The organism is Myxacorys sp., assembly GCF_059501405.1.
Map to the genome: position 1 here is coordinate 42,980 of NZ_JCACCM010000087.1, position 26,350 is coordinate 69,329.

Here is a 26,350-nt window from a genome sequence, read left to right on the forward strand (position 1 = left end):
TCCGGAGCGTTCAACAAAAATTGGTAGCGCTCAGCAAGACGAGATGAATTGAGCGATTGGATCGGGTTACAAGTCTTCTGCATTGACTGACAACTTTAATATGATCGCACTTTCTTGACTATATTCCCTATTATCCTTCCACGATTTTCCACAGTGCATCAATTCCTGCTCCGACATACTCTGAGTCTTGATGGCGTTCAATCCAATCGAGGAGTAGGGGAAGGACGCGATCGCACTTCTTGCCCAATTTGCCTATTATCCTAACTGCTGTGGATTTCAGCGAATAGGGATTCTCCGCAGCGTCATCGTCGAGTTCCAGCCAAGTTAGTAGTTCACTTACAATAACGCTATCGGAGTTGCCTAGTTTTCCTAATGATTCCGCTGCTGTAACGCATATCAGCCAGTAATTTCGTTTATTTAAGCACGCTATCAAGAACTGCATCACTTCGTTAGAGGGATTACTTAAGTTGCCTAAAGTTTCAATGATTCCGTTGAATAACATCAAAGATTCATCTTCTAAGCGCTCCAATAGTTTTGGAATGATTGAACTAAATTGGCTACTTGCTTCACCCAAAGCCTTTGCAACATACGAGGCAACATTGTACTCCTCACAGCTTAGCCAATCAATCAGTTGATCAATGGCTGACTCAGAACCATTCTTAAGGTTTGAGATAAGTACATTGACTTCTGCATAGTAAGTTTTTGCTTCCTCCAATTCTTCTCGGAGATACTCATCATATGATATTCGCCTAGACGCCTCATCGTAGCTGTCTTCATAAAGAACGTCGTCAACCCATTCATCTCTATATTTCAGCTTTTCTAAAGCTTTAGCTATGCTAGCCTCTCCATTAAATATCGAGATTAATCTTTGAACATAAAACTTAGAAGCTTCAACGAATTTATTACTCTTCCCTAGCATCTCAAGTGCCCATTGAGACGACAATCGATCTTCGAGCAGAATGAGTAGAGATTCTAATGCCTCTTCATGATTTCCTAGCAGCATTTGACTTTTCACTAGATAACTGTGAGAGATTCTGTCCCTATAAGCTCTGATGTGTTCTAGAGCATCTGCTGCAAAAGATGTTTCACTTAAATTGAAGATGATTTCTTCAACCAATTTCTTAGCTTCTCGACCAGTTGATCTGTCATCCTTCATACTCAGTTGAACTAAACGAGACAGCACTTCTGCAATTAAATCTTGAGCAGTTGCTTGAAGTCCTTTCGGATCTTCTAGTAAACAAATTCCAGCAAACATTAAATCTCGATGTAGCCATTGCTCGTATTCACTACCATTCTTTAAAATGGCACGAATTGCTTTCGCAGCCTTCTTCGGCTTCTGTTGAGCAACCAGTAACAGCAAGACCTCTCGCCAATGTGGATTATGCAAATAGTCTTTAATGTATGACAGGACAATGTCAAAATCATCCTCATCATCCGCACGATACATAATGTCCTGAGCGCAAAGATATTCTTGAAGTGTTTTGTGAACAAAGGCGTAACAGTCCTGCCCTTGTTCATTCAGCAATCCGGTTCGCTCTCGAATTAGTTGTAGAAAGCGCTTTGACTCATTCCTTGCTTGATCAAGCTGAATTGGTTTTCGTGCTTTGATCAATCTGGTTAATTGCTCAAGCAGTTCATCTTTATCAATTAGCGTTCCGCCTTCTGGATCGCTTGTACTGCCCTGCGTATGAATCCAATACGCTAATTGCTCCATCAACCGTTGCACATCATCCAGATCCAGATACTTAAATACTGTATGGTTCGTTAATTCCTTCAGGGCATCCCAAGAAATTAGCAGTGTCTCCACCGATTTTTTATAAATCTTATGGCGTTCTTTGGGCAGCACTGCATAGTAGCGATGAATCAACGCAATAATTGTCAGCAACAATGGATTTCTCGCCAGCAATTTGATGCGATCGTTATCCCCCAATGCTTTTCTCAAGCTCTCCTTCTTCCGCTCTGCCTCCGCTTTGTCTGGAATCCGACTGTCATACCAATGATTGATAAATTCCTCCATTTTGGGGTCATCAAACATCAAAAGCTCGTAGTGCGGATACTCATGCGTGCGGAAAAAGTCGCGTTTATAGCCTGCCGGACGAGAGGTAATAATCGCAAAGTTTTCGCGATGCTGTCCTAAAAAGTTTTCGATCCGTTGCACAAGGTCATAGCGCTTCGCATCTTCGGCAACTTCATCTAACCCATCCAGCAGAATCAGCGCTTTGCCTCGCTCTAGCCAATACTCAAAAAATCCGACAGGTAACTTCTTGACCTCCATCGTCTTCTCAGCGAAGTGTCGCGCATACTCCAGCAGCGAGAGGTTTGGAAATCGTGCCCAATCGCGAATCCGAACTAAGATCGGTAGCGGCAATTCTTCTGTATGGGGCTGCAATCCTTTTACATCGGACGACCTTGCCAATGCGTTGTCCCACATTGCTTGTGTACCGCCTGACATTGGTAACGGATCGGCTGACATTGGTAACGGATCGGCTGACATCGGTAACGGATTGCCTGACATTGGTAACGGATTGCCTGACATTGCTTGTGTACCGCCTGGCATTGGTAACGGATCGGCTAACATTGCTAATGTCTTGGCTTGCATTGCTAATGCGATCGCAAAATAACTTAATAGCGTCGTCTTTCCTGACCCTGGCGCACCCAACAGAACGGCGGCTTTGGTTCGATTGGGCTGCTGCAACAACTGACGCGCCGAGAGTTTGCGTCCGGTTCGCTCAAGATTGGAGTAATATCGCTGTTCTGCCAACAGCACAACCTGTCGATCTGGAGCCGAGTCTTGAGCGATCACATACGCAAACCCAGTCCGCGTTACTTCTTCTTGAACATCCGGCATCACAAAGATTTGCAGGAGCTGATTTGCCCGATCAACTTCCTGCCCATCGATCGCAACGCCCGCAAATTTGACATCATCAAACCAGTTTGCCAACTGCTCTAGATAATCGTCCTGAGCAACTCGAAGCGCAATATAGGCGCTGGTCTCCTGAACGTAAGCGTGCGTAAACGTTTTAATCCAAGGCTCAAGAATCGCATCATTTAGGTCAACGTGTTGATCTGTCTTAACCTGCGAAAAAACTTTGACCAAACACGCCACATCAGGAAGTCCTTGCGCTTCTAAAGGCTTTTGTAACTCACCCAATGCACTTGGATGCTTCAAGGCAGCTTCCAAAAAATCTCGCTTTGGCTTATCAGGACATCGACGAAACAGCATTTTAGAAGGATCAAGACCTGATTCATGTTCACTATCAGCCGCTTGCATTCCCTTCGTTAGCGCGGCTTCAAGCTCTGTCGGATTGAGCCGACTTTTCACTTGCGTCAACAGCGCTTTTGCCACAGGTGGCGCAACCATTTTGAGAACAGCAGCCCCGAGCGTTGCAAACTCCATGCTTGATCCTCATCGCTAACTTCCTGATTATGGCGTGTCTTTCAGATATCACCGCCAAGCATTCAAGTCGATAGGATGGAAAGAAGAATCACTTTACACAAACAAGCTTCCAACCGCACTCACACTTTCTATCTTCAGAATGATGCAAGACTCCGCGATTCTTGAAATGACAGAAGCCTATCTGCGATCGCAGGTCGCCCCTCATGCAAACGCGATCGATCATGATCCGGAGGCGTTGCGTTCTGCCGTTCAAGGATTAGCAGAACGGCAGTTATTAGCGTTAAGACTGCCTCAAAGCTGGAACGTTAATGCTTTGACCTATTACGCCGTTCAAGAACTGATTGCCCGCTTCTCTGGAGCATTAGCATTTCTGCAAACGCAACATCAGAGCGCGGCTTCAATGTTGCTTAAGAGCGAGAACGAATGGCTGAAACAAACCTATCTTCCGTATTTAGCAAACGGTCAAAAGTTGGTTGGAATTGGATTCTCGCATTTGCGACGAGAGCACAACCCGCCCCTGAAAGCGGTTCCAGTCGAAGGCGGCTATCGATTGCACGGACACATTCCATGGATTACGGGATTCAACTTCTTTCAGGATGTTCTGATCGCCGCCTTGTTACCTGATGGTCAAGCGGTGTATGGCATCGTGCCCTTCCAAGACACGCTGCAAAACGGAGAGATTCGCTTCAGCGAACCGATGTCACTCGCCGCAATCACCTCGACGAACACCGTCACGGCTGAGCTAACAGAATGGTTTTTACCAAATTCTCACATCGCCTTTGTACTGCCTGCGAGAGCCATTCACAAGAGCGATCGCGCCAATGTTCTCAACCACAGTTTCTTTGCATTGGGATGCGCTCAAGCGGGATTAGACATCGTAGAAGCAGTAACGCAGCAGAAATCTATCGCTGTTCAACAGGCTTTAATTGACGAACTCGCCGCTTGTCGCGACGCCATCTACACGGCTCAACCGAAGTCTCCCCACTTCGAGACAAACCTCAACCTAAGAGCTTGGTCAATCGAATTAGCCGTTCGCTGTGCCCATGCTGCGATCGTCGTTTCAAGCGGTGCCGCGAATTCTACATCACATCCTGCCCAACGGGTCTACCGAGAAGCGCTTGTGTTTTCGGTATCTGGACAAACGAATGCGGTTCTAGAAGCTACGCTAGAGCAACTGAGTGCGCGACCCCGAACCTTTGAGAGATGACACATCTACGTCGTTTATGAGAATAGTTAAATAGCGATCGCTAGTCGCTCATAGAATGTAGGGCGTCCTTCAAACTAGCGCCATTTCTCGCTTTGTTACATCCTATGAATTGGAGCGAATGTGGCTCCTGCAATCCTCTCATAATGATCGTAAAGACCTTTCAGCCGCACTAAGCTCATGGCAAAAACTGTCGCAGATGTAATGACCCCCGCTCCCATTACTGTCAAGCCTGAGACTCCCTTATCCGAAGTGATCAAAACCATTGCAGAGAAACGCATTAGCGGGCTTCCGGTTACAGATGAAGCGGGTCAACTCGTCGGTGTCATTTCAGAAACCGATCTAATGTGGCGCGAAACCAATGTCACTCCTCCTGCCTACATCATGCTATTGGATAGCGTGATCTATCTAGAAAATCCGGGTCGATACGAAAAGGATCTCCACAAAGCCTTGGGTCAAACCGTCGGAGAAGTGATGTCTTCTAATCCAGTCACGATCGCGCCAGAGAAACCTCTGTCCGAAGCGGCGAAATTAATGCACGATCGCCAAGTCAATCGGCTTCCCGTCATTGATGCGTCTGGGCAAATTGTTGGCATCCTGACGCGTGGCGACATTGTTCGAGCAATGGCAGCTGAGCAAAGTTAGAGCGCCACAACAAGGGAAAATAGTGAAGCAGATAGACTACAAAATTTGTATCGCATGACTACACCAGATAGTGTTAAAGAACTTCTAGAATCAAACAATTTTGGCGATCGCTTGCGCGGGGTAAATCATCTAAGACAGCTTGATCCTGCGATCGCATACGACTTAATCAAACCCTCTGTCACCGATGAAAATGTGCGCGTCCGATATGCTGCTGTCAGTCAGTTGGCATCGCTCGGCGAGCAAAACCGTTCGGAATCCTTATCACTACTGAAAGCCGCCCTGTTTGATCCAGAGCCGGATGTTCAAGCGGCCGCCGCCGACTCGATTGGCGGATTGCATCTCACCGAAGCTTACGAAGATCTAGAGAAGCTATATCAAAGAACCCCAGAATGGTTAGTGCGCTTTAGTATTGTGGCAGCGCTAGGAGAACTGGGCGATGCGCGGGGCTATGATCTCTTAGCCGATGCGCTGAACTCGGAGAGCGATTTGGTGATTACCGCCGCGATCGGGTCATTAGGTGAATTAGGCGACGATCGCGCAGTGCCATTGCTGATTCCCTACGCGACAAGTCCAGATTGGCAAATTCGGCATCGGGTTGCTCAAGCGTTGGGTCAGTTAAAAACACCAGAGGCAAAAGCAGCTCTAGAAACGCTCGCCAATGACGAAATGGAACAAGTCGCAGAGTTAGCCAAGTCTGCCTTGTAAGAAGTCGTCCGGATTTCTAAACACTCTCTAGAAATGATTAGCATCGCTGTACCGGTATTTACACAGGCAACAGCGATGTTTTTTAGTAACCGAGGCAGTTTTAGTTGGAAGACAAAAGATAAGCTACTTAGGTTGTACGTAGAACTGTATCGTTTAGTTGAATGTTTAATTTAGCTGGAATACGTGAACTCTACGAACAGTCTTCTAAATTAAAGTTTGAATAAAGAGAAACTGCGGAAGATACTCATTTCTGTGTATCAGTAATAACATTCAGATACGCAACTAATGCATTACTTCTGTAACCTGACAGCGCCCTCCTGAATTGCAGAACCTGATCTAAAGAACACTATGCCCCCAACCTTATTAACCATTTCAAGCACTCTTACCCATCTCTATGATTCAGTCCAAGCGCTTCTCCATCTTTACCCGTGTTTTAGGTAGCGCAAGCAGCCTTGCTGTGCCCTTAAGCATCGCGTTTGCCACTGCGCCCGCTCATGCCGCATCCTTCACGGCAGACGATGTGATCAGTCAGTGTTTTAAACCGAGTACCAGTAGTTTCGGTCCTCACTCTTGCAGTAACGTCAATGGTTTCTTCACCCTCACCGCGACCACAAATCCGATTGATTCTGCAAGCGACAATGTTCTCACTCAAAAAAAGGTGGGAGGGTTGACAGGCATTGGCGTGGCTAAGAATGGATTGACGAAGATCAACCAAGATCCAGCAAGCGGCGAAATTAACTCGAACGAGACACTACAAGTAGGCTTCAATACAGCCGCGATCCTGTCACAATTGCAGCTAAGTTTCTTGTATCCACCGAATACGCCAGATAATCCGGCTTACGGCGACAAGGTGTTTGAAGCCGCGATCGTCACTTCAGCAGACACAACCCTAACCGGAACCCTAAAAGTGACCGGAAAAGACTCTGCAACTTGGAGCGGAGCCGACGGCACAGTGGCGAACCTGATCGTCTCCTCTCTCGGCAAGGCAGGCTTGTATGCCATTTACAATCCGTTTGGCAACAACAGCATCAAAGGATTTAATCTGACGGCGCTTGCTGGAGCCAATACGGGTGCAGGCTACTCAGATTACGCCCTCAGATCGGTGTTGGTAGAACCAGTGTCGGTTCCTGAACCCGCGACGGTAGCAGGGTTGGGATTGGTTGGTCTGTTAGCCGCCTCTCGCCAACGTCGGGCGGTGAAAGCGAGCTAATTCGGTTTTGTTCAGCTAACTCTATTTAACGGCGCGATCAACTCTACCGATCGCGCTTTTTTGTGATCAAAATCCTAATTAGTCCGCATGGCCTAAATGAAATCTACACTCAATGCAACTTCTGTTTCTAGACTGGCATTGGGGTCTAAATAGAGCAAGCGTTCTCCCGCGTTCAGCGCATTTCTGGGCGCGCTCCACGGCTCTAGGCAGTAAAAATCTTTCCCCTTTACTGTCCAAAAAACCAACGATGGAAAGGCATCGCCATAACTCAACGTAATTCGAGTATGGCGACTCAAATCAGAAACACTCGCGCTTTGTCGAGAAAGGTGCGGAAAAATCCAATCAATTTCGGCTTGGTCAAAATCAAATGTGTTGAAAAACGGCTGGGGTTGCTTCGTAATTTGATCAATCGCCTCATCAGAGGGAACTTCAAACCGTAACTGACTTTTGTCTGGCGCAAGAAAATAAGGGTGGAATCCTACAGAGAACGGCATCCGCCCGGAGGAGCGATTGGTATAACGTTGGTGCAGCGTCAGAGCTTGCCCTTGCAACGTATAGGTAAACTCCAGCAGAAAATCAAACGGGTAGACCTCGCGAGTCTGAGCATTGCTCGCTAATGCAATCGTTAAACTTGCGCGATCGTCAGTGCGCTGAGCCACCACTTCCCACGGCAAATCCCGTGCAAATCCGTGCTGTTTGAGCAAATAAGATTGCCCGTCGTAGATGTAAGTGTTGTCCGGTAAATTGCCGCAGATCGGAAACAAAATTGGAATGCCGCCCCGCACCGACATACTCGGATTGGCAAACCGTTCGGTGTCCATGTAGAGTAACTCCCGCCCCTGAACCTGCCAACTAGCGATGATGCCACCCCGCTCGGGAACAACTTCTAACCGAGAAAAGGACTCTCGATTGTTTAAAACGTAAATGTCGTATAGCTGTCGGCGACGTTCAATGGAAAACACAGGCGTTCTGAGTAATTAAGGGTGTTGAGCAACTTCGATAGCAGACGGAACCGCAGCGTAGCGACGCTTTCTTGGCTCTAAGCTGCTGCGGGCGCTAGTCACAGCAGGCGTAATAGACGCATCTCCCTGAAGCTCAGAGGAAGGCTCTGCATTCGTGGGAGTAGGCTGCTGAGGAACCATCGGACCGGAGGAATTGGGAGCCGCTTGGGAATTGGGATCAGAAATAAATGAATCGGGCGTCGGTTCAGGCGTAGCCTCAGGCGATGGGGCAATCGACTCTGGAGCAGGGGTAGATTCAGGCTGAGCAGGGGTAGACTCAGGCGGAATATCAGTTGGTGTTGGATTCAGGTCTAGGTCTGGAGAGGGTGTCTCTAAGGAGTCCGAAGGGGATGGGGGGCTGGAACTAGGGATGTCATCACTTGACGAAGCAGGATCGGGTGCAGCAGGAGCTGACGGCGATTCGGTCGGGATGGGCGTTTCGGATGGAATAGGCGTCTCTGACGCTCCATCGGTAAGCGGAGCTTGTGGCTCAGGGCTGGACGTTGGGATCTCGCTGGGTGTGGACTCCGTTGACGCGGGCTCTGAAGGCGTTGCCGTTGGAGAGGCTAGAGCTTTAGGCGAAGAAGCCGGTTGAGACAGAATTGTGTTGGATTGCGCGTCGAGAATCATCGGCGATCGCAGCGGTTGAGCAAACGTATCGGAGACATTTTCGATCTGGTGCAGAATCTCTTGGGCGCGATCGCCGCTGACGACGCTCGGCTGAAGTCCTTTTACCTCAACGGGCAAAAGCTCGACTTTCATTTGCTTATCCTTGACGCCGACTTTGAGAACAGCAGTATCGTAATCGGTTGACGCTTTTTCGCCAAAAATAAAATTACCAAGCGAGTAGACAATTGGGCGTCCTTTATAGATTTCTGCCCCTTGCAACATGTGAGAATGGTGCCCTACAACGACATCTGCGCCGTGATCAATCGTGGTGTGGGCCAAGTCAATCTGCCAATCCGCTGGATATTTCGCCAGTTCTTCGCCCCAATGATAATTGACGATGATCCAATCAACTTGAGGACGAATGGCTTGAATATCCGCCGCGACCCGATCGTTCTGACGTGGGTTGACCCCGGCTTTAGCGATGCCCGCTGCCTGCAACTCCGCCTCAGAATAGCCCAAGTACGCGATCCGCTGACCTTTCACATCTACAATCTTCGGACGCTGAGCCGCTTTGGCATTCTCTCCTGCACCGACGTACTGAATCCCTGCTTTGTCCAAGGTGCTCAACGTCTCTTCTAACCCTGCGGCTTGGTAGTCCATCGTGCGGCTATCTGCCAAATTCACAATATCAACGCCGCCATTCTTCAGGACTTCGACAGTAGCAGGATCGGCTTTGTAGGCAGAATCCTGTTTGGCTTGAGTGGTAAAGGGCGCATCTAGATTGACCATCGCGACATCGGCTTGGCGATATTCATTCATGGATGAAAACGCCCAATTGTGATCGTCCTTCACTAAGTCAGAATAGCCTTCTGTGAGTGCGACATCACCGCTAAACAGGAGGTTAACGCGATCGTCTTGAGCGGTGGGGTTGCCCTCAAGTTTGGTGACCGGGACAGCATCTGTCGTTCCGTTTGCCTGGATCGAAACGGTATCAGGGCGAGGCACAGTAACACTGGATGCCGTTGCAGTTGTTTGTTCTGTTGGAGAATCTGCGTAGCCTAACCAGCAGCCCATGATAAAAGCGGCGGCAGTTGTGCCCGTTAGCAGGAGCGATCGCAGCGCTCGAAACTGAACTTTTTGCAGCGTGACTTTTCGGATTCGCGAGCGGAGGGCAGCAACGTTAGGTTGGCTATGGGCGGGTCGCGACGAGTCTTCAAACTGCTGTGCGGACAACTTGGCCCGTCTAGCAGGAGACACGACCCGCGCAGACTGACGCCACAGCACGCGTGGCTTATCCACATATTTAGTCGTGATTTGGATACCTTCAATCACGTCGGAATTCAATTTCCAGAGGTGACGACACACAAACCGCACCAAACTTTTACGAAATTCTGGGGATTTGGCGTTGAGTTGGGGAAGCGGGTGAAACTCGACAACGATTTGGAGGTGACCTGGATGCCGCGCCGCGCCAACTTGGGCGCGAAGATGGTGAGGCAGCAAAAACACATTGAGCCAATCCGCGATCGCTCGGAAGTTGCCCGATCTTGCCAACTCTACCAGTGACGATTGCTCTCGATGGACGGCGTAACTCATACCTCGGAACTCCACACGCAAGTCATATCCATTAACCCACAGAATATTAATACTCTAAATCGGGTAGTTTGGATGCAATTTTAGGAATTTGAGCGCTATTTTGTCATCAAGAAGACATATTTGAGTCATTGCTCTGAGAAGTTCAAACTCTAGCATGAAGCCAACCACCAAACGTTTGATCTGAGTTTGACCCGCATTATCTATTGTGAAATTTATCGTGAAACGAACTCATAGCATGAAAGCAATCCTGCTCTTATTTGGATTGTATGGACTCTACCTTACAAAGTCGGCAGTTGGAATTAATTTATCTGATAAATATACAGCTTGGGAGTTCCTAAAGTCTCCAGTTCATTCTTTTATCTACAAATAATCAATAGTCTCTCATACTAAAGCGATGAGGATACGAGCGAGCGAGTACGATAGGGCATGAGAGATTATACTCTTCTGTTTGGTTCTGCCTGATTTTGCTCGTTTCATCCCCCTATTGCCTTCTCTACTGCTATGTCTGTTGATCCAAATGCTTCTAACGCCGCCCCATCTCGTTTGCCAAGCTCCACTCAAAACGGGCATAGCAGCCATCCGACTGAAGTAGAAGAGTATCCAGTGGTGGTGTCTCCTCTGCCAGGGAAGCAGCGCTCTGTCGCAGATTATTTCGCTCATCGAGCGATTGCACGCCCTCAAATAGGTGTCTCGCTCATCGTTTTGATTGCGACCGGAATTATTATTGTCGGCTTCGTTTTCGATCAAGTCTGGATCATCTTGGCTGGCTCTCTTGTCGCCATTATTCTGTCGATTCGATTGCTGATTCCGACCTTAAAGCCGTTCTTTCTTGAATTTATGTCTGAGGAAGATCGATCCGCTTTGATTGGCTCGATCGGAGCCATAGCAGCCGTGGCGGGAGGGTTGAAACTACTGGGGGTAGATCGGGCGATCGCGCAGTTGTATACGCAACTGAACTGGGATGCGATCGGGGCGTTGGGTGAAGTGTTTGGGGCGTTGGGGCAAATTTTGATCGCGATTCTGGCAGTCTACGTGGCGTGGCGACAGTATGTGATTTCAAAAGATCTAACCATTCAGCAAAACACCATTACCCAACAGCAAACCATTGATACTTACTTTCAGGGAATATCAGATCTGGTGTTAGATGAGGACGGTTTGCTAGAAGATTGGCCACAAGAACGCGCGATCGCAGAAGGACGAACGGCGGCGATTCTGAGCAGTGTCGATGGCGCAGGCAAAGCGAAGATTTTAAGGTTTTTATCGAGTGCGAAGTTACTGACGCCCCTACAACGAGATCAGCGTTTAGGACGGGCGATGCTTGACGGCTCGGGTGGATATGCCGAAGATCGCGTCCGAGGCGTGCGCGTGATTGATTTGGGGGTCATGTTGGCAGGGGCGGATCTATCCCGAACCGATTTGCGCTGGACGGATATGACGGAGGCAAATTTAATTCGGGCGGATCTGAGCTTCTGCGACTTGGTGAAGACCAACTTTGCCCGCACCATTCTAGTCAGCGCGAAGCTTCAGGGGGCCGATTTCACGGGAACGCGATTCTTCTACGGCGATAAAGAAACCGCAACACCCCGGAGTCGCACCGAGCCGCCGAACTATAAAACAGGGGTTCACACAGGGGCTGTGATTGAAGGAGCAGATTTTACAGATGCCCAGGATTTGTCAGAGTCTCAACGCTACTACTGCTGCGCTTGGGGCGGATCGAGGAGTCGAGGCACTATTCCGGGCGGCTGTGAGGGCATCCCGAATAAGTTGGGGCGGTAAGGGATTACCGCCAAGCTGAGGAGTGCCCTGTCATCCTCACGATCCGCCAATCAATTCTGTCCGCCCCGTTTCTGTCGATCGCTGAGCAGCATTAGCCACCTTAAGCGTATAGAGACTTTCCTTTGATGCCACATATAACGGTGCGCCGTGCAGCAGATGATCGATCACCGCCGCCGTATCTTTGGCAAACAGCCCCCGCCGACCGCCGACGGCGATCGCATGGTCGCCCTCTGCATTCACCAACCGTCCGACATCGCCATCAAACACGAGTGCACCGCGATCGCCTTGCACCTCTAATTTGCGCTCAGCCGTCCAAACGGTTTCCCCTTTGCCATACACGACATCGGCAATCAGTCCGCTTTTGAATCGCAGTTGCGCCTCGCATAGACAAGCCGTGTAGTACGACTCTTGCAGGTTCCAATAGCGATTTTGACAACTGACAGTTTCCACCGCTCCAAATACGTGAATTAGGCGATGTAGCCGCGATAGTGCTCCTGATAAGGGAAATCCGAACAATTCGGTGTGATACGTCCACTTGCGTGGAGCCGGGTGCTGAGGGCTGAGCGTGGCGTACCGCGCATAGAATGGCGTTCCTATCTGAGGTAGGGCTTGAACAAATGCCTGATGAACGCCGCCGAGTAGTTCGATATGTTCGACGTGAAGTAAGCGATTTCGGTGTTTCGCGAGAGTTAAGAGCGCTTCACCTTCTTGCGCGTTGAGCGAGAGCGGATATTCGACAACGACATGTTTATTCGCCTCTAGAGCAGCTCGCGCGATCGCACCATGTTGAGCATTGAGGTTAGAAACGACCACCAGATCCACGCGATCGCACCCGATCAAATCTTGCCACGCGGTAAAAGTCTGTGTCCCATGCGTGTTGCCAAAGTCGCTTGTTGTTTCAGGCGTGTGTCCTGCGACGCCAATCAACTGGGCGCGATCGTTGGCATTGATCGTTTCTGCTCGGAGTTTAGCGGCGTAGCCTGTCCCAACAATGCCAACTCGAATCGGCTGCGATTGAGAAAATTGTGTCATGTCTAAGTAACGCGAGTTCTGAATAAGCACGGGCAGGGAAGTAGGCTGAGAATACCAAATCCTTCAGCATCCCCCGCACCCTAATATTCAGCTTAGAAGAATTTTCTGCACCGTCGATTGATTTGGCGACAAAAAATCCGCAAGCCGCGAATACTCAGGCTCAAGGCGGCATTGGTACAGCTCAAGCCGCGATCGCGCAAGCACAAGCTCAAGTGGTCGAATTGGGCACAAAACGGTAGAAGTCGGTCAGCAAGTGCAGCCAGGAACTCCGCTACTGGCGATCGTAGACAATCAATATTGGGTGACAGCAAACTTTAAAGAGACGCAGCTTCTCGAGCTGCGTCCGGGACAAGCCGTGGAGATTAAGCTAGACGCGTTCCCTAGTCACGAATTTACGGGTCATATCGACAGCTTATCGCCTGCTTCAGGAGCAAACTTTACTCTCTTACCTCCTGATAATGCAACGGGCAACTTCACCAAGGTCGTGCAGCGGATTCCGGTGAAGGTCGTGTTTGATAGCAACAGCATTTGTGGGTACGAGCAGACTATTACTCCTGGTATGTCGGCAGAAGTAACGGTTGAGACAGGCAAATAGTGAGGGTTGAGAGGGGGCCATCAATCCTCTCTAGGGCCTCTCTATGGACGGATACATTCTTCATCGGTTTTGAGGTTCTATTTGTCCTAGCGCATCCTCTTCCTCAGATCAAAATCGTGATTCCTTGCGGATTTTGCGACTTAGGCCTCCCCGCAATTCTGAGGTATTCTCTCTTCAGCCGATCTTTACTATGAACTCTCAGAGCCAGCTAGCCTCCGTCCTTCGAGCCTTTCGATCGCGTAACTATCGTCTCTTCTTTGCAGGGCAAGGACTGTCTCTGATTGGAACGTGGATGACCCAGACGGCGGTCATTTGGTTGGTCTACAGCTTAACCAACTCGGCGTTACTCTTGGGAGTGGTTGGGTTTGCTCAACAAGCGCCAAATTTTTTGCTCAGCCCAATCGCCGGGGTATTTGTCGATCGCTGGAATCGCCATCATGTGCTGATTGCCACCCAAGCGTTATCGCTACTGCAATCGTTGGGATTAACGGTACTCGCCATCACAGGCACGATTGATATTTGGCACATTGTCCTGCTGAGCGTTTTTCAAGGGGTCGTGAACGCGATCGACATTCCGGCGCGGCAGGCGTTTGTGGTCGAACTCGTTGAGCAGCGAGAGAATTTAGGCAATGCGATCGCGCTCAATTCTTCCATGTTTAGCGCGGCAAGATTGGTAGGCCCAGCGATCGCAGGGTTGCTCATTGCGGCGGTGGGAGTTGGAACCTGCTTTCTAATCGATACAGTGAGCTACGTAGCGGTGATTATTGGACTGCTGGCAATGCGATTGAGATCGCGGCCACGGACTGCATCCAACAGAGCCAACGATACGGTTGTGCAACGCCTGAAAGAAGGCTTTCAGTATGCGTTTGGGTTTCCGCCAATTCGCGCGATTCTGCTGTTGATTGCCTTGGTTAGCTTAGCCGGGATGCCGTACACAGTTCTTGCCCCAATTTTTGCAACCCAGATTTTGCATGGCGGGGCTGAGACATTGGGCTTTCTAATGGCAACCTCTGGACTGGGGGCACTTTGTTCGGCGATTTACCTCAGTTCTCGTCGGAGTGTTGTAGGACTCGGCAAAATCATTACTGCCGCTCCAGCTATTTTTGGTATCGCGCTGATCGTATTTTCTCAGTCGCGATCGCTGCTAATTTCACTCCCTGCAATGTTTGTTTTAGGCGGAAGTTTAATTTTGCAGTCTACCTCTAGCAATACGGTGCTGCAAACCATTGTGGACGACGATAAGCGGGGGCGAGTCATGAGTTTCTATTCGATCGCCTTCATCGGCATGGTGACATTTGGAAACCTTTTAGCAGGGAGCCTAGCAAGTCGCATCGGTGCGCCTAGCACGCTGTTACTGGGCGGAGGAGTGTGTATTGCAGGCTCGCTCATTTTCGGTCGCCAACTTCCCGCCCTGCGTCAACTCGTTCTGCCGATTTACTGTCGTCTTGGGCTACTAGATCCACCAGAACCGTATCCGCCTCGTTCTTAAAGGGCATCTTATGACTACCGTTGCTTACCCGCAGCCGAGCGATTCGCAAGGCGAAGACCCAAACGATCGTGTTTCTTTCAAAACCTGGGTTGGCGTGTTTGGCACCGTCCTAGGTACATTCATGGCGGTGCTCGACATTTAGATTACCAACTCTTCGCTTCAAGATATCCAAGCGGCAATGAAAGCCATGTTAGAAGAAGGCTTCTGGATCTCAACCTCTTAATTTGGTGGCTGAAATTATCGTCATTCCATGCAAGAACGCCTCAATCAGGCGACGCAGTATTTCATCAGTCGAGGCGCTGATTTAGCCACCGCCCAAAGGCAAGCGATCGCCCAATGAAATTTCAAATATGGCGTATGCAGCGCTACATGCCCTTCTGGAGCAACTTTCTCCGAATTACAAATTACAATCTACAATCTACTCGTTAGCTTGCCTAAAATAGCGTCAACTTTAAGTTCATCCGATTAACTACAGCGGCGGTGATCATGACGAATTCAAGCCCGATGAGACCGATGAGCGCTGGTAACGTCGTCAGCGCTGGGTTTCGGCTCTACAGTTCCCACCTCAAGCCCTACCTTAGCATTTCAGTCAAAGCGACTCTTTGGGCAATGTTGCCGTGGGTCACGCTGATAATTTTGCTCACCGCCGCCTTCGTACCCCTCATCCTCAGCCAAGGTCAGAATTTTGTTTCGCTCATTTTGCTGCTGCTGATCTTTCCTTGGATTGGGTTAGCGATTTATTGCGGGGCACGATCGAGCCTCAACTCTGCGCTCATTGCCCGCCTCGCCTATGGCGAACTGAGCGGACAGCCTGAAGACAGCCGAACCGCGCTTCAACAGATCAGACCCCGGATGTGGAGCTTTTTGCTCGTCCACATTGCGGTTGGGTGCGTGATGTTTGGCATCAACTTTGGCCTGTCGATCGTGCAGAACCTACTGATCATTGGGATTCCAGCGATCGCGCTTCGGGACTACCCGAGGGTATCTGGCATCTTCGCAGTCTTCGTTTCGCTTGCCAGCCTAGCGATATACTTTTGGTTCTGGGCGCATTTCTACATTCCAGAAGTGGCGATCGCGATGGAAGGTGACACCAACGCCTTTGATATGATTGGACGAAGCTGGAACCTTTCAAAAGGGTCAGCCAACCGAATTTTAATTATTCTGGCGATCGCAACGTTGGTAACTCTGCCCTTGTATGGATTGGCCGCTATTCCAGTTGTACCCACGCTCATTGCTACAGCCAGTTTAATTCAGGCTCAAGATGCTTCCGCAATTGGGTGGTTTGTGTTGGCTTGCCTAGCAGGAATTCTTCTCTTTCTATTAGTTGGTCTGTTCACACTTCCGTTCTGGCAAACGCTCAAAGCGGTAGTTTATTATGATCTTCGCACTCGTCGAGAAGGCGTTGACCTCGAATTTCGCAATTCTACAAACGATACACCCCGCAATTAGTGCAAGGCGACTCACTGCAACCGCTCATCCTTTATGCCGTTATTCAATCAAGTCAAAGTCCGCACTCCCGAAAGCGTTGACCTCGAATTTACGCTAGCTGGCGTTGGCAATCGTGCGATCGCGCTGTTGATCGATTATGCCGTTTGGGGTTTGCTGCTGATTGCCGTGATCCTTTTGTGGGGTCTGCTCGCCTATAATCTGCCAATTTATTTTCGGGGGTTAGCCAACGTTGACACTCTAGAATTGTGGTTAGCCGCTTTGTCGTGGCTCCTATATTTTGCAGTTTACACAGGCTACTTCGTAGGCTTTGAGACGCTGTGGCAAGGGCAAACGCCGGGCAAACGATATACCAAAATTCGAGTGATTCGCGAGAATGGTCAATCGGTCGGACTCGCGCAAGCTGCCCTGCGATCGTTGCTCCGACCAATTGACGATTTTCTCTCAATCGGACTGCTGCTCATCCTATTTACAAAACGAGAGAAGCGTTTGGGAGATTGGGCCGCCGGAACATTAGTGGTTCAAGAAGAAACGGTAATTACATCTGCCAATTTTGCTCTTCTACCTGATGCGCAACCACTCGCTGAGCAGCTACTGCAAACCACCAACATTAGCGCATTGCTACCCGACGATTTTGCGGTTATTCGGGAATATCTCCAGCGTCGCACCTTAATGGAGCCAAAAGCTAAAAGTCAATTGGGGCTTCAGTTAGCAAGACAAGCGAGAACACTGATTGGATTGCATGATTTGCCATTTGAGATGACACCAGACTTATTCTTAGAAGCGATGTATCTAGCGTATCAACAGCAATCCGTATAGTGCTTGAAACACAGTGCTTGAAACACAGTGCTTGAAATTGCATAACCTCCGCATTAGGACAGATGAGGGAGAACGGCATTTTGAGCTAGTAGAAGAGTGCTGTTGTGAGGAGAAGCGATGCGATCAGCTCAACCGAGTTCCAAATTGCTAAGATTAGTCGGCTTAAGTGCCGCTGCACTGTCCTTTTCCGTGGGTCTATCTGCAACGATCGCGCAAACGCCTCCTACACCCCTTCCGATCAAGCCTGATGTACCCTATGTTCCCACTCCTCAGAATGTAGTCGATGCCATGCTAAAACTCGCCAACGTCAAATCAAACGATGTGGTGTACGATTTGGGTTCTGGCGATGGCAGATTAGTGCTGACTGCTGTGCAGCAGTTTGGTGCAACAGGCGTTGGCGTTGAAATCAATCCAGGATTAGTGCAGCGGAGTCAGGCGAGTGCGGCGAAGCTCGGAATTGCTACACGCGCAACATTTCTTCAGCAAGACCTCTTTCAAACCGACTTTCGCAACGCTTCGGTCGTGACCCTTTATCTCCTGCCTAAAATCAACGTCCAACTCCGTCCCAAATTGCTCAGTGACCTAAAACCAGGGTCGCGCGTCGTGTCTCACGCGTTTGGCATGGGGGACTGGAAGCCCGATCGCACCATTCTGGTCAATGACGGGGGGCGTCCCCGCAGCATTTACTATTGGGTTGTTCCAGCCAACGTGAGCGGCAATTGGAGCGGAACTATGACAACAAAAGCTGGGCAAGAACTACCTTATACCGTGCAGGTCAATCAAGCCTTTCAAGCCGTCAGAGCCACGGTAAAAGTAGGAGGGCAGACCATCAGCTTGCCGCAGGTTCAATTAGTCGGCGATCGCATTAGCTTACAACAACGTCAAAAGTTTAATAATCAAGATGTCAACATTCAATTTAATGGCAAGATTGTCGGAAATACGCTGCAAGGAGTAGCAGAGATAAAAACACCAACGGCAACAGAACAGTACAATTTAAGCGCAAAGCGGAGTTAAATATAGATTTGGATTGCACCGTAAATGTAGAAGCCTCTTTTATTCCACTGATGAGGAACGCATTCTTATATTGATGTGCGATCGCTCAATTCTTGCGATCGCATTTATTTACAAGTGAGCGACTGAGATCATGATAGACTGACCTCTCGCAATCCTTTATTTGCAACAAAGCGGTTCTGATGGAAAGCAGCCATCAGAAGTAAAGGGGAAAGTGCAGTGTGAGTCTGCCGCTGTCCCGCAACTGTGAGTCACAGTAGGATTTAAGATTCCAACTTTGATCAGTCAGAATACCCGCCGCTTTGGGTCTACGTCCTTTACTCATCTGCGAGGTATAGATGAATCAACAGAAATTAAATCCAGTCGCTATTGTTCAAGTCAGCACCCTTGCAGGGTGCGGCTGGTTGGCGACGCTTCAGCCAGCGGCAGCCCACCATTTGATGGATGGCAAAATGCCGTCTAGTGGATGGGAAGGATTTCTGTCGGGATTGGCGCACCCCGTTATTGGGCTAGATCATTTGGCGTCTATTGTTGCAATCGGATTACTATCTACCCTCTATTCTCGCGGTTGGCGTCTGCCTATTTTCTTTCTGATTTCCGCAATGATGGGCACAGGTGTTCATCTCTTAAATTTAAATTTGCCTGCAACAGAAAGTGTGATTGCTCTTTCGGTCATTGCATTCGGAGCAATTTTAGTGCTGGGCAAACGGTTTAGTTTTGCTAGTTTAGCCAGCCTATTTGCGATCGCAGGACTGTTTCATGGCTATGCTTACGGAGAAGCCATTGTTGGTGCAGAAGCGTCGTCTGTGGTGGCTTACTTAATTGGGTTTACCATGATTCAAGCTGCGATTGCCCTTCTCACTTACAAGCTGAGTTCTGGATCGGGTCAAAAAGCATCTGTCTTAAATCGCTCCTTTGGCTTGATTGCCTGCATCGTCGGAGCTATCTTTCTAGCAACTTCGCTTCACTTTGCTTGATCACATTCGCTTAATTTCAATTCGATGACTTTAGAGAGGAGATCACACCGACCGATCTCCTCTTTTATGTTTGGCTTCAACCTGATCAGGAAACGTTCGTCCTTGCTGTCTCAATTCATTATCCAGATAAAGCCAATAGAGAATCTCTTCAGCACGATTTCGCTCTTGGTCGATTGTCCTAAGATGACGCTGCACCGCTTCGTATTGCTCTGGCGTAGACTGCTGAAAGGTTTGCTCAAACTGAGTTCGGTGTCGCTCCTGAATCAAGCGGAACAGAAAGGCATACTCATTGCGATCGGGATCTTCTAGCATCCAGTGATCATCAATCACCTGCAAAAGCTCTTTTCTGGAAACGTATTGTCCGTTCACCTCAACCTTGCCTAGCTCAAATTGTTATGAAATTCCCACGTAGTCTAGCAGCATTTTACCCGCTTATTCTTTTAGGTTAGCAATTTCATATCGCCAAATAGCAGCTTAGCCTGCAGTTTGGCGATTCATGAACCAAAAAGTAGCTTTATTTGAACCCCTTATTTATTTGAAATGCGAGATTTTTTAATATAGAGAATTGCAAAATTAGAAGCGCATCTTAACCGGGATCTAGTAACTTAGGAAATCTAGGATACAACTAGAATTTGAGTTTGACTGTATAGTAAAAATGAAAATTCATCTTGAGCGCACCTTAGCGACTTGCCCTAAAAAACTACTATGTACAACTTGCGGTCAACTCTTTGAAGCAGGAAAACTTCGCGCTCTTCTCTACAGCGATCACGGACTGCTGCAAGGAGATGTTTGTCACGACTGTATTAAACTTAAATCCTCCGAAATTCGGAACCAGATGCGCGATCGCGCCAGCCTTCTCCTCCAGCAACCTTGCGAGTCAGATTGCAGACCGACTGCCCATGAACGCGCTTTAGAACTTTTAGAAGTCGCTCAGGAAGAGGTAAAATTTCCCACGTTTTACCACTGGTGGTTTAAAAAACTTACGGTGATTTCAGAAGAATCTCAAGAACTAGAAGCTGCTCGGCTGGGATTAAAGGGCTGCTATGGCGAAGAGCGATCGCGCTTGCAAAAAATGCTAGAAGACGATCGCGAATAGGGGTGTCTGACAGAGCCGCTTTATCTGCGCTAGGGTGGAAGTAATTTTTCTAAGGTTGGTCGGTGCGCCCGTGTTACTTCAACGAATCTCCACACAGCTTGGTTTAATTGCCGTCTTGCTCGTGCCTTTAGCTAGCTGCTCCGGTCCAGCAGGCAAGTCCCTTCAAGATACCTTTGCTGCCGATCCTAGACTCAACAGCAGCCCCAGCCCGCTTGATGCAAGCAACTCGCAGCCCACTCCAGCGTCGCAGGTTCAGCTTCCGCCCAAGTTTCCCGTTGAGGTTCCGACCTATCCCAACGCAACACTGGTTGAAGCCACTTCCACAGGCGAGTTTCCCCTCGAACAAAGTGCTGAGTTACTGACGCGATGGACAACAGAAGATAGCCGAGATCGCGTCAGCACCTTCTACCGCGATCAACTCCAGAAAAATGGCTGGAAGCTGAATCAGCAACCTACAGAACAAAATCAAGGCAACTTTGAGGCAAGTCGGGACGGACTTCAAATTGCGGTCGGAGTGCAACCAAACGCTCAAGCAGGAACCAGGATTAGCATTGAAACTAAACCTTCTGACGCCCAAGCCGCTCAGTCCCCTGCATCCTCAAATCCTCAACCCGGCGACCCTGAGTTTGTAGGCCCGATTCCACCAGACAGCACTGCGTCATCAGCCTCATCTGCCTCCCCCGATAGCGCCCAAACACAAGCGTTTGCTGATTTAAACAAAGCGCCTCAACAGTTGCGTTCCTACATCAGCGATCTCGCGCAGCTTGGAGCTCTCACGCCGTCTAGTTCATCTAATTCATCTAATTCAAAAGAGAAGAATTCTGCCAAAACGTTCGAGCCAAATAAGACCATCACGCGTGGAGAGTATGCCCGCTGGCTTGTCGCGACGAACAATCGGGTCTATGCCGATCGTCCAGCTAGGCAAATTCGGCTCGGCGTTGAAACTGCCCAGCCTGCATTCAAAGATGTTTCTGCTAAAAATCCGAATTTTGCGGCGATTCAAGGACTTGCGGAAGCTGGGTTGATTCCGAGTTCTCTCTCAGGCGATAGTACTGCCGTCTTATTTCGTCCCAATGCCCCGCTTAGCCGCGAAGAGTTAATTCTTTGGAAAATTCCAGTTGATATGAGACAGGCGTTGCCGACCGCTACCCTAGATGCAGTCAAACAAACGTGGGGATTTCAAGATGCAGGGCGAATTGACTCTAGAGCTTTGCGAGCTGTGTTAGCCGACTACCAAAACGGGGATCAAGCCAACATTCGCAGAGCCTTCGGCTACACGACCCTATTTCAACCCAAGCGCCCAGTCACCCGGGCAGAAGCGGCGGCGGTGCTGTGGTATTTCGGCTTCCAGGGAGACGGCGTCTCCGCACAAGACGTGCTGAAAGGAAACCTAAAAGCCTAAAAATACGTGGAGAATGGATGTCGTTGTTTCTAACGGATTGCATTGGTGAAGACTGACAGAAGCATCCTCTCGCTACAAGCACTTCAACAAGCACTTATGCGGGCTATGCTTTCGTTCCTTCACCTACTCCATGATGGATCTAAGCGTTGCAATCTGTACCTACAATGGTGAATCTCGCATTGGTAAAGTGTTGGACTGCCTTCGATCGCAGGTCACCCCAACCTCAATGTCTTGGGAAGTGATTGTTGTCGATAACAACAGCACTGATGGTACACAGCAAGTGATTGAGGCGTGTCAACGTCAGTGGCAGCGCTCTCCTCTAAGGTACGTATTTGAGCCAGAGCAGGGATTGGCACTGGCGCGATCGCGGGCAGTTCAAGCGGCGTCTGGAATATTCGTCTGTTTTCTCGATGACGACACGTTACCTGCCGAGGATTGGGTTGCTCAAGTGTACCAATTTGGAAACAGCCATCCCAAAATTGGCGCATTTGGAGGACAAATTCACGGCAACTACGAGGTTGAACCGCCACCTGAGATTAAGAAAATCGCCGTCTTTTTAGCCGTGATCGAGCGAGGCTCGAAGCCGTATCGCTACGAACCCCAGGCACGGATGCTGCCTCCCGGAGCTGGGCTGGTGATTCGGCGTCAGGCTTGGCTAGAGGCAGTGCCAGAAAAGCCCATTTTGTTAGGTCGAGTCGCAGGCGCGATGCTGGCAAGTGAAGATATTGAAGCCTTAGCTCACATTCAGCAGGCGGGCTGGGAGATCTGGTATAACCCTGAGATGCACCTCTATCATCAGATTCCGAGATGGCGCTTGGAGAAAGATTACTTGTTTTCTCTAATTCGAGGCATTGGGTTTGCCCGAACTCATATTCGGATGGTGCGGCTCCGTCCATGGCAACGTCCTTTGTTTTTGCCGCTTTATTTAGTTAATGATCTCAAAAGAGTTATTTTGCATGTATTCAAGTACCGCACCTTGATTCAAACGGATTTGGCGATCGGGTGCGAGATGCAGTTGTTAGTCAGCAGCTTACTGAGCCCATTCTATTTATGGCTCCATGCGCTTCGTTTGAAGTGATATCTGCAATGAAATTATTAATCCAACACACGCACCGCGATGGAGAAATTGCGGGCGTTTTAACCTATGTCCGGGCGATTGAACCTGCATTAAACCTGCGGAGTGTAGAAACTCAAGTCATTTCGACTAAAACCGCGTCGATCTGGCAGTGGATCAACGCGATCGCAAACGCTGATTTGATTCACATGAATTCTAATCATTTAGGATTTGCTTTACTATGCAAGCTGTTAGGTAAAAAAATTATTATCAAATATCACTATTTATTCTATTCGTCTATTCATTCTAATTATGAAAAGATGCCATTTTTAAAACGGCTTCAAACAGAACTAATTCAGACCTTACCTAAAGCAAACTATCCTCTCAAATGGAAACTTTATACGTTCATTAAATGGGCAAGATTTGGAGTTCGGTTTCTAACAGCATTGCTTGCCGATCGCCACACGGCTTGTAGTCAGTTTCTAGCAGAATCACACAGTTTTCCCTGGACTGTTTCTACGTTATTTAATCCGATTTCCGTTCCGTTAGATCAGTCTACAAAGACAGTAAATAGCTTAGTTCACCCCTACATCTTTACTTACGTCGGTCGAGTGTATGGAGATAAAGGAATTGATTTGTTGGTCAAAGCAGCTAAGCTTTTACAAGATTGGGGTTACCAGTTTCAAGTCTGGATTATAGGAGATGGAAGTTCTAGCGATGAGCTGAAATCATTAGCCGATGAATTACTAGTTCGTGATCGCATCGAGTTTTTAGGCAGTCGCGATCGTCAGGAGATTCTTCATCTAGTTCGATCCTCTCTAGCGCTCGTTGTTCCATCTCGCTGGCAAGAGCCTGCGGGCTATGTCACGTTAGAAGCATCGAGTGTTCAAACGTGTTCGATCGTGGCAAAGGTTGGAGGTTTACCCGAAATGGCAAGCCCATATAATCTGATGTTTGAACGGGAAGATATTGAAGGATTAGCAAGGGCAATGAAAGCGTGTCTAGACAATCCAACTGAGGCCATTGAACGAGGACAAAAGGCAAATCAATACGTAATAGATCACTTCTCATCCGATAGAATCACGGCTCAACTCCTCGAACTTTGCTACGACTTAAACCCTTTCGCTACTCATTAATTTCTATCATCAATTTCTGAAATGGTTGCCGTACTGAATTCGTGCCCCTGCCCACTGCAATTTCTCGCGTAGCGTTTGATAATACGAGTAATCTTCTCTCAAAATAATAAATTGAGCGTCATACTCTGCCATCCGAATATCAACTCGCTGTCCGGGCCACATTGAGGTCGCTAGCACTCCATCCATCCAAAGCTTGGTACTCAAGTCTGGATCAGCCAACGCCCAAATGCTGACCACAGAACCGGGTGGAATGACGATTGGGCGACTCGATAAACTCAGGGGGCAAATGGGCGTAATTGCGATCGCTTCCATCCCCGGATGAATAATTGGCCCATTCGCGGCCACTGTGTAACACGTCGAGCCGGTCGGAGTCGCCACAATCAAGCCATCGCCTTGATATTGATCCACCACTGCACCGTCAATTTCCATTTCTAAAATTGAGGTGATCATCCGATCCGCAGAAGCAGGTTTGATGCACATCTCATTGAGGGCGAGATAGCGATCGCTTACGGCCTCCAAATTCGTTCGATTGCCTTCATGCACTGCTGCCTGCAGCATCATCCGACGCTGCACCGCAAATCGATCTTCTGCTAAGCGATCCCAAACCGTGTCGCTGTCAAAATCATCGGGTGACTCGGTGAGAAATCCCAAATGTCCACCCACATTCACCGCCAATATCGGAATTCGATCCGCCGCTAAATTTCTTGCCGCAGAGAGCGCGGTTCCATCGCCGCCTAGTACGATCGCTAAATCAATCGGTTGCGTCACCGATGCCAGAAACACAGGATAAGGATTATCTTTCGGGCCGCTTGGACCTAACAGCACTCGACAGCCCCGATGTTCTAGCGCTTGGACACACTTCTCTGCCCAACGCTTACTCATCAGGTCGCCTGCCTTGTGAATAATAATGACTTGCTTTAACTGCACAACGCCAGCATCAGAAGGACTTCAAGTTGTTATACCATCTAGAACTCTAGGTTGATTCGTTTCTCGCGAATCAATTATGAAGGAGGTGGAGAGTTTTGTTGCAACTGTTGCCCGCTTTCGAGCGACGACCTCGTTAGGTTCATTACTAGCACGCTTCACCTAGCCACACGTCAGTAGACACCCAAAAGCAAGGGGTGCATTAGGCTGCACCCCCGCGTAAATATAGGAGTCGTTGAATCGGAGTAGAATTTTTCTACCACTTGAGTAAGTTAAATTGCTCCATATCCACCGTGTCGCGATTTCGGTAAATAGCCAGCACGATCGCCAGTCCAACGGCAGCTTCAGCGGCTGCGATCGCAATCACAAATACCGTAAAAATTTGACCTTTGATCGTTTGCGGATCGAGATAGTTAGAAAATGCCATCAAGTTCAAATTCACGGCATTCAGCATCAGTTCGATCGACATCAACACCCGCACTGCATTGCGGCTATTCACTAAGCCATAAATGCCAATGCAGAACAACGCCGCCGCTACAAGAAGAAAATACTGGAGTTGCATATTAACCTACCCTTATTTCACCGTTTCATTACGACCTGACGGAACTAACTCACGAGGTCGCTCTGGCAACTTCAACGCCTCCGCTTGCGCCTTCTCGAAATCATCATCAGGCAGAAACTCGCGACGAGCAAGCACAACCGCGCCAATCAACGCCATCAGCAGCAAGATCGAAGCCAACTCGAAGGGCAACAAGAAATCACTGAAGAAGTGCAAACCAATTACCACAACTGACGCATTTCCAGCTGGAGTCGCGGTGGAAATCGCCCACGGGGTGGAAAGCACCATCGTACTGAGGAGGGCAAAAATACCCGCGCAAACCGCTGCTGTTGCCGCCTTACGAATCCAGGCCCTCGGCACAGGCTGAAACTCTTGTCGCTTGTTGACCAGCATGATCGCAAACAGAATCAGGACGTTGACCGCGCCAACGTAGATTAAGACTTGCGCGGCGGCAATAAAATCTGCGTTCAGCAGTAAATAAATCCCTGCGATGCTGATGAAGACACCGCCTAACAGAAAGGCGGAATACACAATGCTGTCAAGTAGCACCACCCCGATCGCGGCTCCTAACATCATCACTGACAGGATACCAAACGATACAATCTGAACTCCTTCCGCTAAATTCACGCTCTTCTCTCCAAATACAGGGGCAGACGACCCCTTAGGTCGT

Annotated in this window: 24 protein-coding genes and 1 riboswitch; of the genes, 16 read left to right on the plus strand and 8 right to left on the minus strand. The window is 48.9% G+C overall.

Annotation, left to right across the window (positions count from 1 at the left end):
* Positions 1-130: 130 nt before the first annotated feature.
* The gene (locus tag AC5I6P_RS09440) at positions 131-3,397 is read right to left on the minus strand and encodes an NACHT domain-containing protein (RefSeq protein ID WP_495693495.1); all 3,267 of its coding nucleotides are present in this window, start codon (positions 3,395-3,397) and stop codon (positions 131-133) included.
* Between the two features lie 139 nt (positions 3,398-3,536).
* Here AC5I6P_RS09440 and AC5I6P_RS09445 point away from each other — a divergent pair, with 139 nt between their 5' ends.
* The 4 genes from AC5I6P_RS09445 to AC5I6P_RS09460 all read left to right on the plus strand — a co-directional run bounded on the left by AC5I6P_RS09445 (position 3,537) and on the right by AC5I6P_RS09460 (position 7,161).
* On the plus strand, positions 3,537-4,604 hold the full coding sequence (locus AC5I6P_RS09445; RefSeq protein ID WP_495693496.1) for an acyl-CoA dehydrogenase family protein: 1,068 nt from the start codon (positions 3,537-3,539) through the stop codon (positions 4,602-4,604).
* 177 nt (positions 4,605-4,781) lie between these two features.
* Positions 4,782-5,246, plus strand: coding sequence for a CBS domain-containing protein (locus AC5I6P_RS09450; protein ID WP_495693497.1), 465 nt, complete (start codon positions 4,782-4,784; stop codon positions 5,244-5,246).
* A gap of 54 nt (positions 5,247-5,300) precedes the next feature.
* The gene (gene nblB / locus AC5I6P_RS09455; protein WP_495693498.1) at positions 5,301-5,951 is read left to right on the plus strand and encodes a phycobilisome degradation protein NblB; all 651 of its coding nucleotides are present in this window, start codon (positions 5,301-5,303) and stop codon (positions 5,949-5,951) included.
* A 394-nt stretch (positions 5,952-6,345) separates the two neighbouring features.
* Positions 6,346-7,161, plus strand: a complete 816-nt coding sequence (locus AC5I6P_RS09460; protein ID WP_495693499.1) for a PEP-CTERM sorting domain-containing protein — start codon at positions 6,346-6,348, stop codon at positions 7,159-7,161.
* 92 nt (positions 7,162-7,253) lie between these two features.
* Here the strand turns inward: AC5I6P_RS09460 and AC5I6P_RS09465 are convergent, their stop codons facing one another.
* A complete protein-coding gene (locus tag AC5I6P_RS09465; RefSeq protein ID WP_495693500.1) occupies positions 7,254-8,123 on the minus strand; it encodes an aldose epimerase family protein in 870 nt (289 codons plus the stop codon).
* 15 nt (positions 8,124-8,138) lie between these two features.
* Entirely contained in the window at positions 8,139-10,364 is a 2,226-nt protein-coding gene (locus tag AC5I6P_RS09470) for a CapA family protein (RefSeq protein ID WP_495693501.1), read from the minus strand.
* A gap of 501 nt (positions 10,365-10,865) precedes the next feature.
* Here AC5I6P_RS09470 and AC5I6P_RS09475 point away from each other — a divergent pair.
* Positions 10,866-12,140, plus strand: coding sequence for a pentapeptide repeat-containing protein (locus tag AC5I6P_RS09475; RefSeq protein WP_495693502.1), 1,275 nt, complete (start codon positions 10,866-10,868; stop codon positions 12,138-12,140).
* 36 nt (positions 12,141-12,176) lie between these two features.
* Here AC5I6P_RS09475 and AC5I6P_RS09480 read toward each other — a convergent pair whose 3' ends face one another.
* Entirely contained in the window at positions 12,177-13,172 is a 996-nt protein-coding gene (locus tag AC5I6P_RS09480; RefSeq protein WP_495693503.1) for a Gfo/Idh/MocA family protein, read from the minus strand.
* Between the two features lie 253 nt (positions 13,173-13,425).
* Between AC5I6P_RS09480 and AC5I6P_RS09485 the strand changes: the two genes are divergently transcribed.
* The 7 genes from AC5I6P_RS09485 (at position 13,426) to AC5I6P_RS09515 (ending at position 19,509) form a co-directional block, all read left to right on the plus strand.
* On the plus strand, positions 13,426-13,767 hold the full coding sequence (locus AC5I6P_RS09485; RefSeq protein WP_495693504.1) for a hypothetical protein: 342 nt from the start codon (positions 13,426-13,428) through the stop codon (positions 13,765-13,767).
* A gap of 190 nt (positions 13,768-13,957) precedes the next feature.
* Positions 13,958-15,256, plus strand: a complete 1,299-nt coding sequence (locus tag AC5I6P_RS09490) for an MFS transporter (protein WP_495693505.1) — start codon at positions 13,958-13,960, stop codon at positions 15,254-15,256.
* Positions 15,257-15,266: 10 nt separating this feature from the next.
* The gene (locus AC5I6P_RS09495) at positions 15,267-15,398 is read left to right on the plus strand and encodes a hypothetical protein (protein WP_495693506.1); all 132 of its coding nucleotides are present in this window, start codon (positions 15,267-15,269) and stop codon (positions 15,396-15,398) included.
* 344 nt (positions 15,399-15,742) lie between these two features.
* Positions 15,743-16,705 (plus strand): hypothetical protein, encoded by a 963-nt coding sequence (locus AC5I6P_RS09500; RefSeq protein WP_495693507.1) that lies wholly within the window; start codon positions 15,743-15,745, stop codon positions 16,703-16,705.
* 33 nt (positions 16,706-16,738) lie between these two features.
* On the plus strand, positions 16,739-17,521 hold the full coding sequence (locus tag AC5I6P_RS09505) for an RDD family protein (protein ID WP_495693508.1): 783 nt from the start codon (positions 16,739-16,741) through the stop codon (positions 17,519-17,521).
* Between the two features lie 117 nt (positions 17,522-17,638).
* Positions 17,639-18,535: an SAM-dependent methyltransferase gene (locus AC5I6P_RS09510; RefSeq protein WP_495693509.1), complete on the plus strand. Its 897-nt coding sequence runs from the start codon at positions 17,639-17,641 to the stop codon at positions 18,533-18,535.
* A gap of 154 nt (positions 18,536-18,689) precedes the next feature.
* Positions 18,690-18,848, plus strand: a riboswitch (cobalamin riboswitch).
* Positions 18,849-18,870: 22 nt separating this feature from the next.
* Entirely contained in the window at positions 18,871-19,509 is a 639-nt protein-coding gene (locus AC5I6P_RS09515) for a HupE/UreJ family protein (RefSeq protein ID WP_495693510.1), read from the plus strand.
* 42 nt (positions 19,510-19,551) lie between these two features.
* Here AC5I6P_RS09515 and AC5I6P_RS09520 read toward each other — a convergent pair whose 3' ends face one another.
* Positions 19,552-19,878, minus strand: coding sequence for a hypothetical protein (locus AC5I6P_RS09520; protein ID WP_495693511.1), 327 nt, complete (start codon positions 19,876-19,878; stop codon positions 19,552-19,554).
* 286 nt (positions 19,879-20,164) lie between these two features.
* Here AC5I6P_RS09520 and AC5I6P_RS09525 point away from each other — a divergent pair, with 286 nt between their 5' ends.
* The 4 genes from AC5I6P_RS09525 to AC5I6P_RS09540 all read left to right on the plus strand — a co-directional run bounded on the left by AC5I6P_RS09525 (position 20,165) and on the right by AC5I6P_RS09540 (position 24,197).
* Positions 20,165-20,605, plus strand: coding sequence for a hypothetical protein (locus AC5I6P_RS09525; protein ID WP_495693512.1), 441 nt, complete (start codon positions 20,165-20,167; stop codon positions 20,603-20,605).
* A gap of 70 nt (positions 20,606-20,675) precedes the next feature.
* Positions 20,676-22,007, plus strand: a complete 1,332-nt coding sequence (locus tag AC5I6P_RS09530; RefSeq protein WP_495693513.1) for an S-layer homology domain-containing protein — start codon at positions 20,676-20,678, stop codon at positions 22,005-22,007.
* 130 nt (positions 22,008-22,137) lie between these two features.
* Positions 22,138-23,085: a hormogonium polysaccharide biosynthesis glycosyltransferase HpsE gene (hpsE, locus tag AC5I6P_RS09535; protein WP_495693514.1), complete on the plus strand. Its 948-nt coding sequence runs from the start codon at positions 22,138-22,140 to the stop codon at positions 23,083-23,085.
* An 8-nt stretch (positions 23,086-23,093) separates the two neighbouring features.
* Positions 23,094-24,197, plus strand: coding sequence for a glycosyltransferase family 4 protein (locus AC5I6P_RS09540; protein WP_495693515.1), 1,104 nt, complete (start codon positions 23,094-23,096; stop codon positions 24,195-24,197).
* A gap of 9 nt (positions 24,198-24,206) precedes the next feature.
* Here AC5I6P_RS09540 and AC5I6P_RS09545 read toward each other — a convergent pair whose 3' ends face one another.
* The 3 genes from AC5I6P_RS09545 to AC5I6P_RS09555 form a co-directional block, all read right to left on the minus strand.
* Positions 24,207-25,124 (minus strand): NAD(+) kinase, encoded by a 918-nt coding sequence (locus AC5I6P_RS09545; RefSeq protein WP_495693516.1) that lies wholly within the window; start codon positions 25,122-25,124, stop codon positions 24,207-24,209.
* A gap of 253 nt (positions 25,125-25,377) precedes the next feature.
* Complete coding sequence (gene nuoK, locus AC5I6P_RS09550) at positions 25,378-25,683, minus strand: NADH-quinone oxidoreductase subunit NuoK (RefSeq protein WP_495693517.1); 306 nt, start codon at positions 25,681-25,683, stop codon at positions 25,378-25,380.
* A 12-nt stretch (positions 25,684-25,695) separates the two neighbouring features.
* A complete protein-coding gene (locus AC5I6P_RS09555) occupies positions 25,696-26,307 on the minus strand; it encodes an NADH-quinone oxidoreductase subunit J (RefSeq protein ID WP_495693518.1) in 612 nt (203 codons plus the stop codon).
* Positions 26,308-26,350 lie beyond the last annotated feature (43 nt).

Excerpts from the sequence above, each read along its gene's own strand:
- AC5I6P_RS09440 (WP_495693495.1), bottom strand. The coding sequence starts at position 3,397 with ATGGAGTTTGCAACGCTCGGGGCTGCTGTTCTCAAAATGGTTGCGCCA.
- AC5I6P_RS09445 (WP_495693496.1), top strand. The coding sequence starts at position 3,537 with ATGATGCAAGACTCCGCGATTCTTGAAATGACAGAAGCCTATCTGCGA.
- AC5I6P_RS09450 (WP_495693497.1), top strand. The coding sequence starts at position 4,782 with ATGGCAAAAACTGTCGCAGATGTAATGACCCCCGCTCCCATTACTGTC.
- nblB (WP_495693498.1), top strand. The coding sequence starts at position 5,301 with ATGACTACACCAGATAGTGTTAAAGAACTTCTAGAATCAAACAATTTT.
- AC5I6P_RS09460 (WP_495693499.1), top strand. The coding sequence starts at position 6,346 with ATGATTCAGTCCAAGCGCTTCTCCATCTTTACCCGTGTTTTAGGTAGC.
- AC5I6P_RS09470 (WP_495693501.1), bottom strand. The coding sequence starts at position 10,364 with ATGAGTTACGCCGTCCATCGAGAGCAATCGTCACTGGTAGAGTTGGCA.
- AC5I6P_RS09475 (WP_495693502.1), top strand. The coding sequence starts at position 10,866 with ATGTCTGTTGATCCAAATGCTTCTAACGCCGCCCCATCTCGTTTGCCA.
- AC5I6P_RS09480 (WP_495693503.1), bottom strand. The coding sequence starts at position 13,172 with ATGACACAATTTTCTCAATCGCAGCCGATTCGAGTTGGCATTGTTGGG.
- AC5I6P_RS09490 (WP_495693505.1), top strand. The coding sequence starts at position 13,958 with ATGAACTCTCAGAGCCAGCTAGCCTCCGTCCTTCGAGCCTTTCGATCG.
- AC5I6P_RS09495 (WP_495693506.1), top strand. The coding sequence starts at position 15,267 with ATGACTACCGTTGCTTACCCGCAGCCGAGCGATTCGCAAGGCGAAGAC.
- AC5I6P_RS09500 (WP_495693507.1), top strand. The coding sequence starts at position 15,743 with ATGACGAATTCAAGCCCGATGAGACCGATGAGCGCTGGTAACGTCGTC.
- AC5I6P_RS09505 (WP_495693508.1), top strand. The coding sequence starts at position 16,739 with ATGCCGTTATTCAATCAAGTCAAAGTCCGCACTCCCGAAAGCGTTGAC.
- AC5I6P_RS09510 (WP_495693509.1), top strand. The coding sequence starts at position 17,639 with ATGCGATCAGCTCAACCGAGTTCCAAATTGCTAAGATTAGTCGGCTTA.
- AC5I6P_RS09515 (WP_495693510.1), top strand. The coding sequence starts at position 18,871 with ATGAATCAACAGAAATTAAATCCAGTCGCTATTGTTCAAGTCAGCACC.
- AC5I6P_RS09525 (WP_495693512.1), top strand. The coding sequence starts at position 20,165 with ATGAAAATTCATCTTGAGCGCACCTTAGCGACTTGCCCTAAAAAACTA.
- hpsE (WP_495693514.1), top strand. The coding sequence starts at position 22,138 with ATGATGGATCTAAGCGTTGCAATCTGTACCTACAATGGTGAATCTCGC.
- AC5I6P_RS09540 (WP_495693515.1), top strand. The coding sequence starts at position 23,094 with ATGAAATTATTAATCCAACACACGCACCGCGATGGAGAAATTGCGGGC.
- nuoK (WP_495693517.1), bottom strand. The coding sequence starts at position 25,683 with ATGCAACTCCAGTATTTTCTTCTTGTAGCGGCGGCGTTGTTCTGCATT.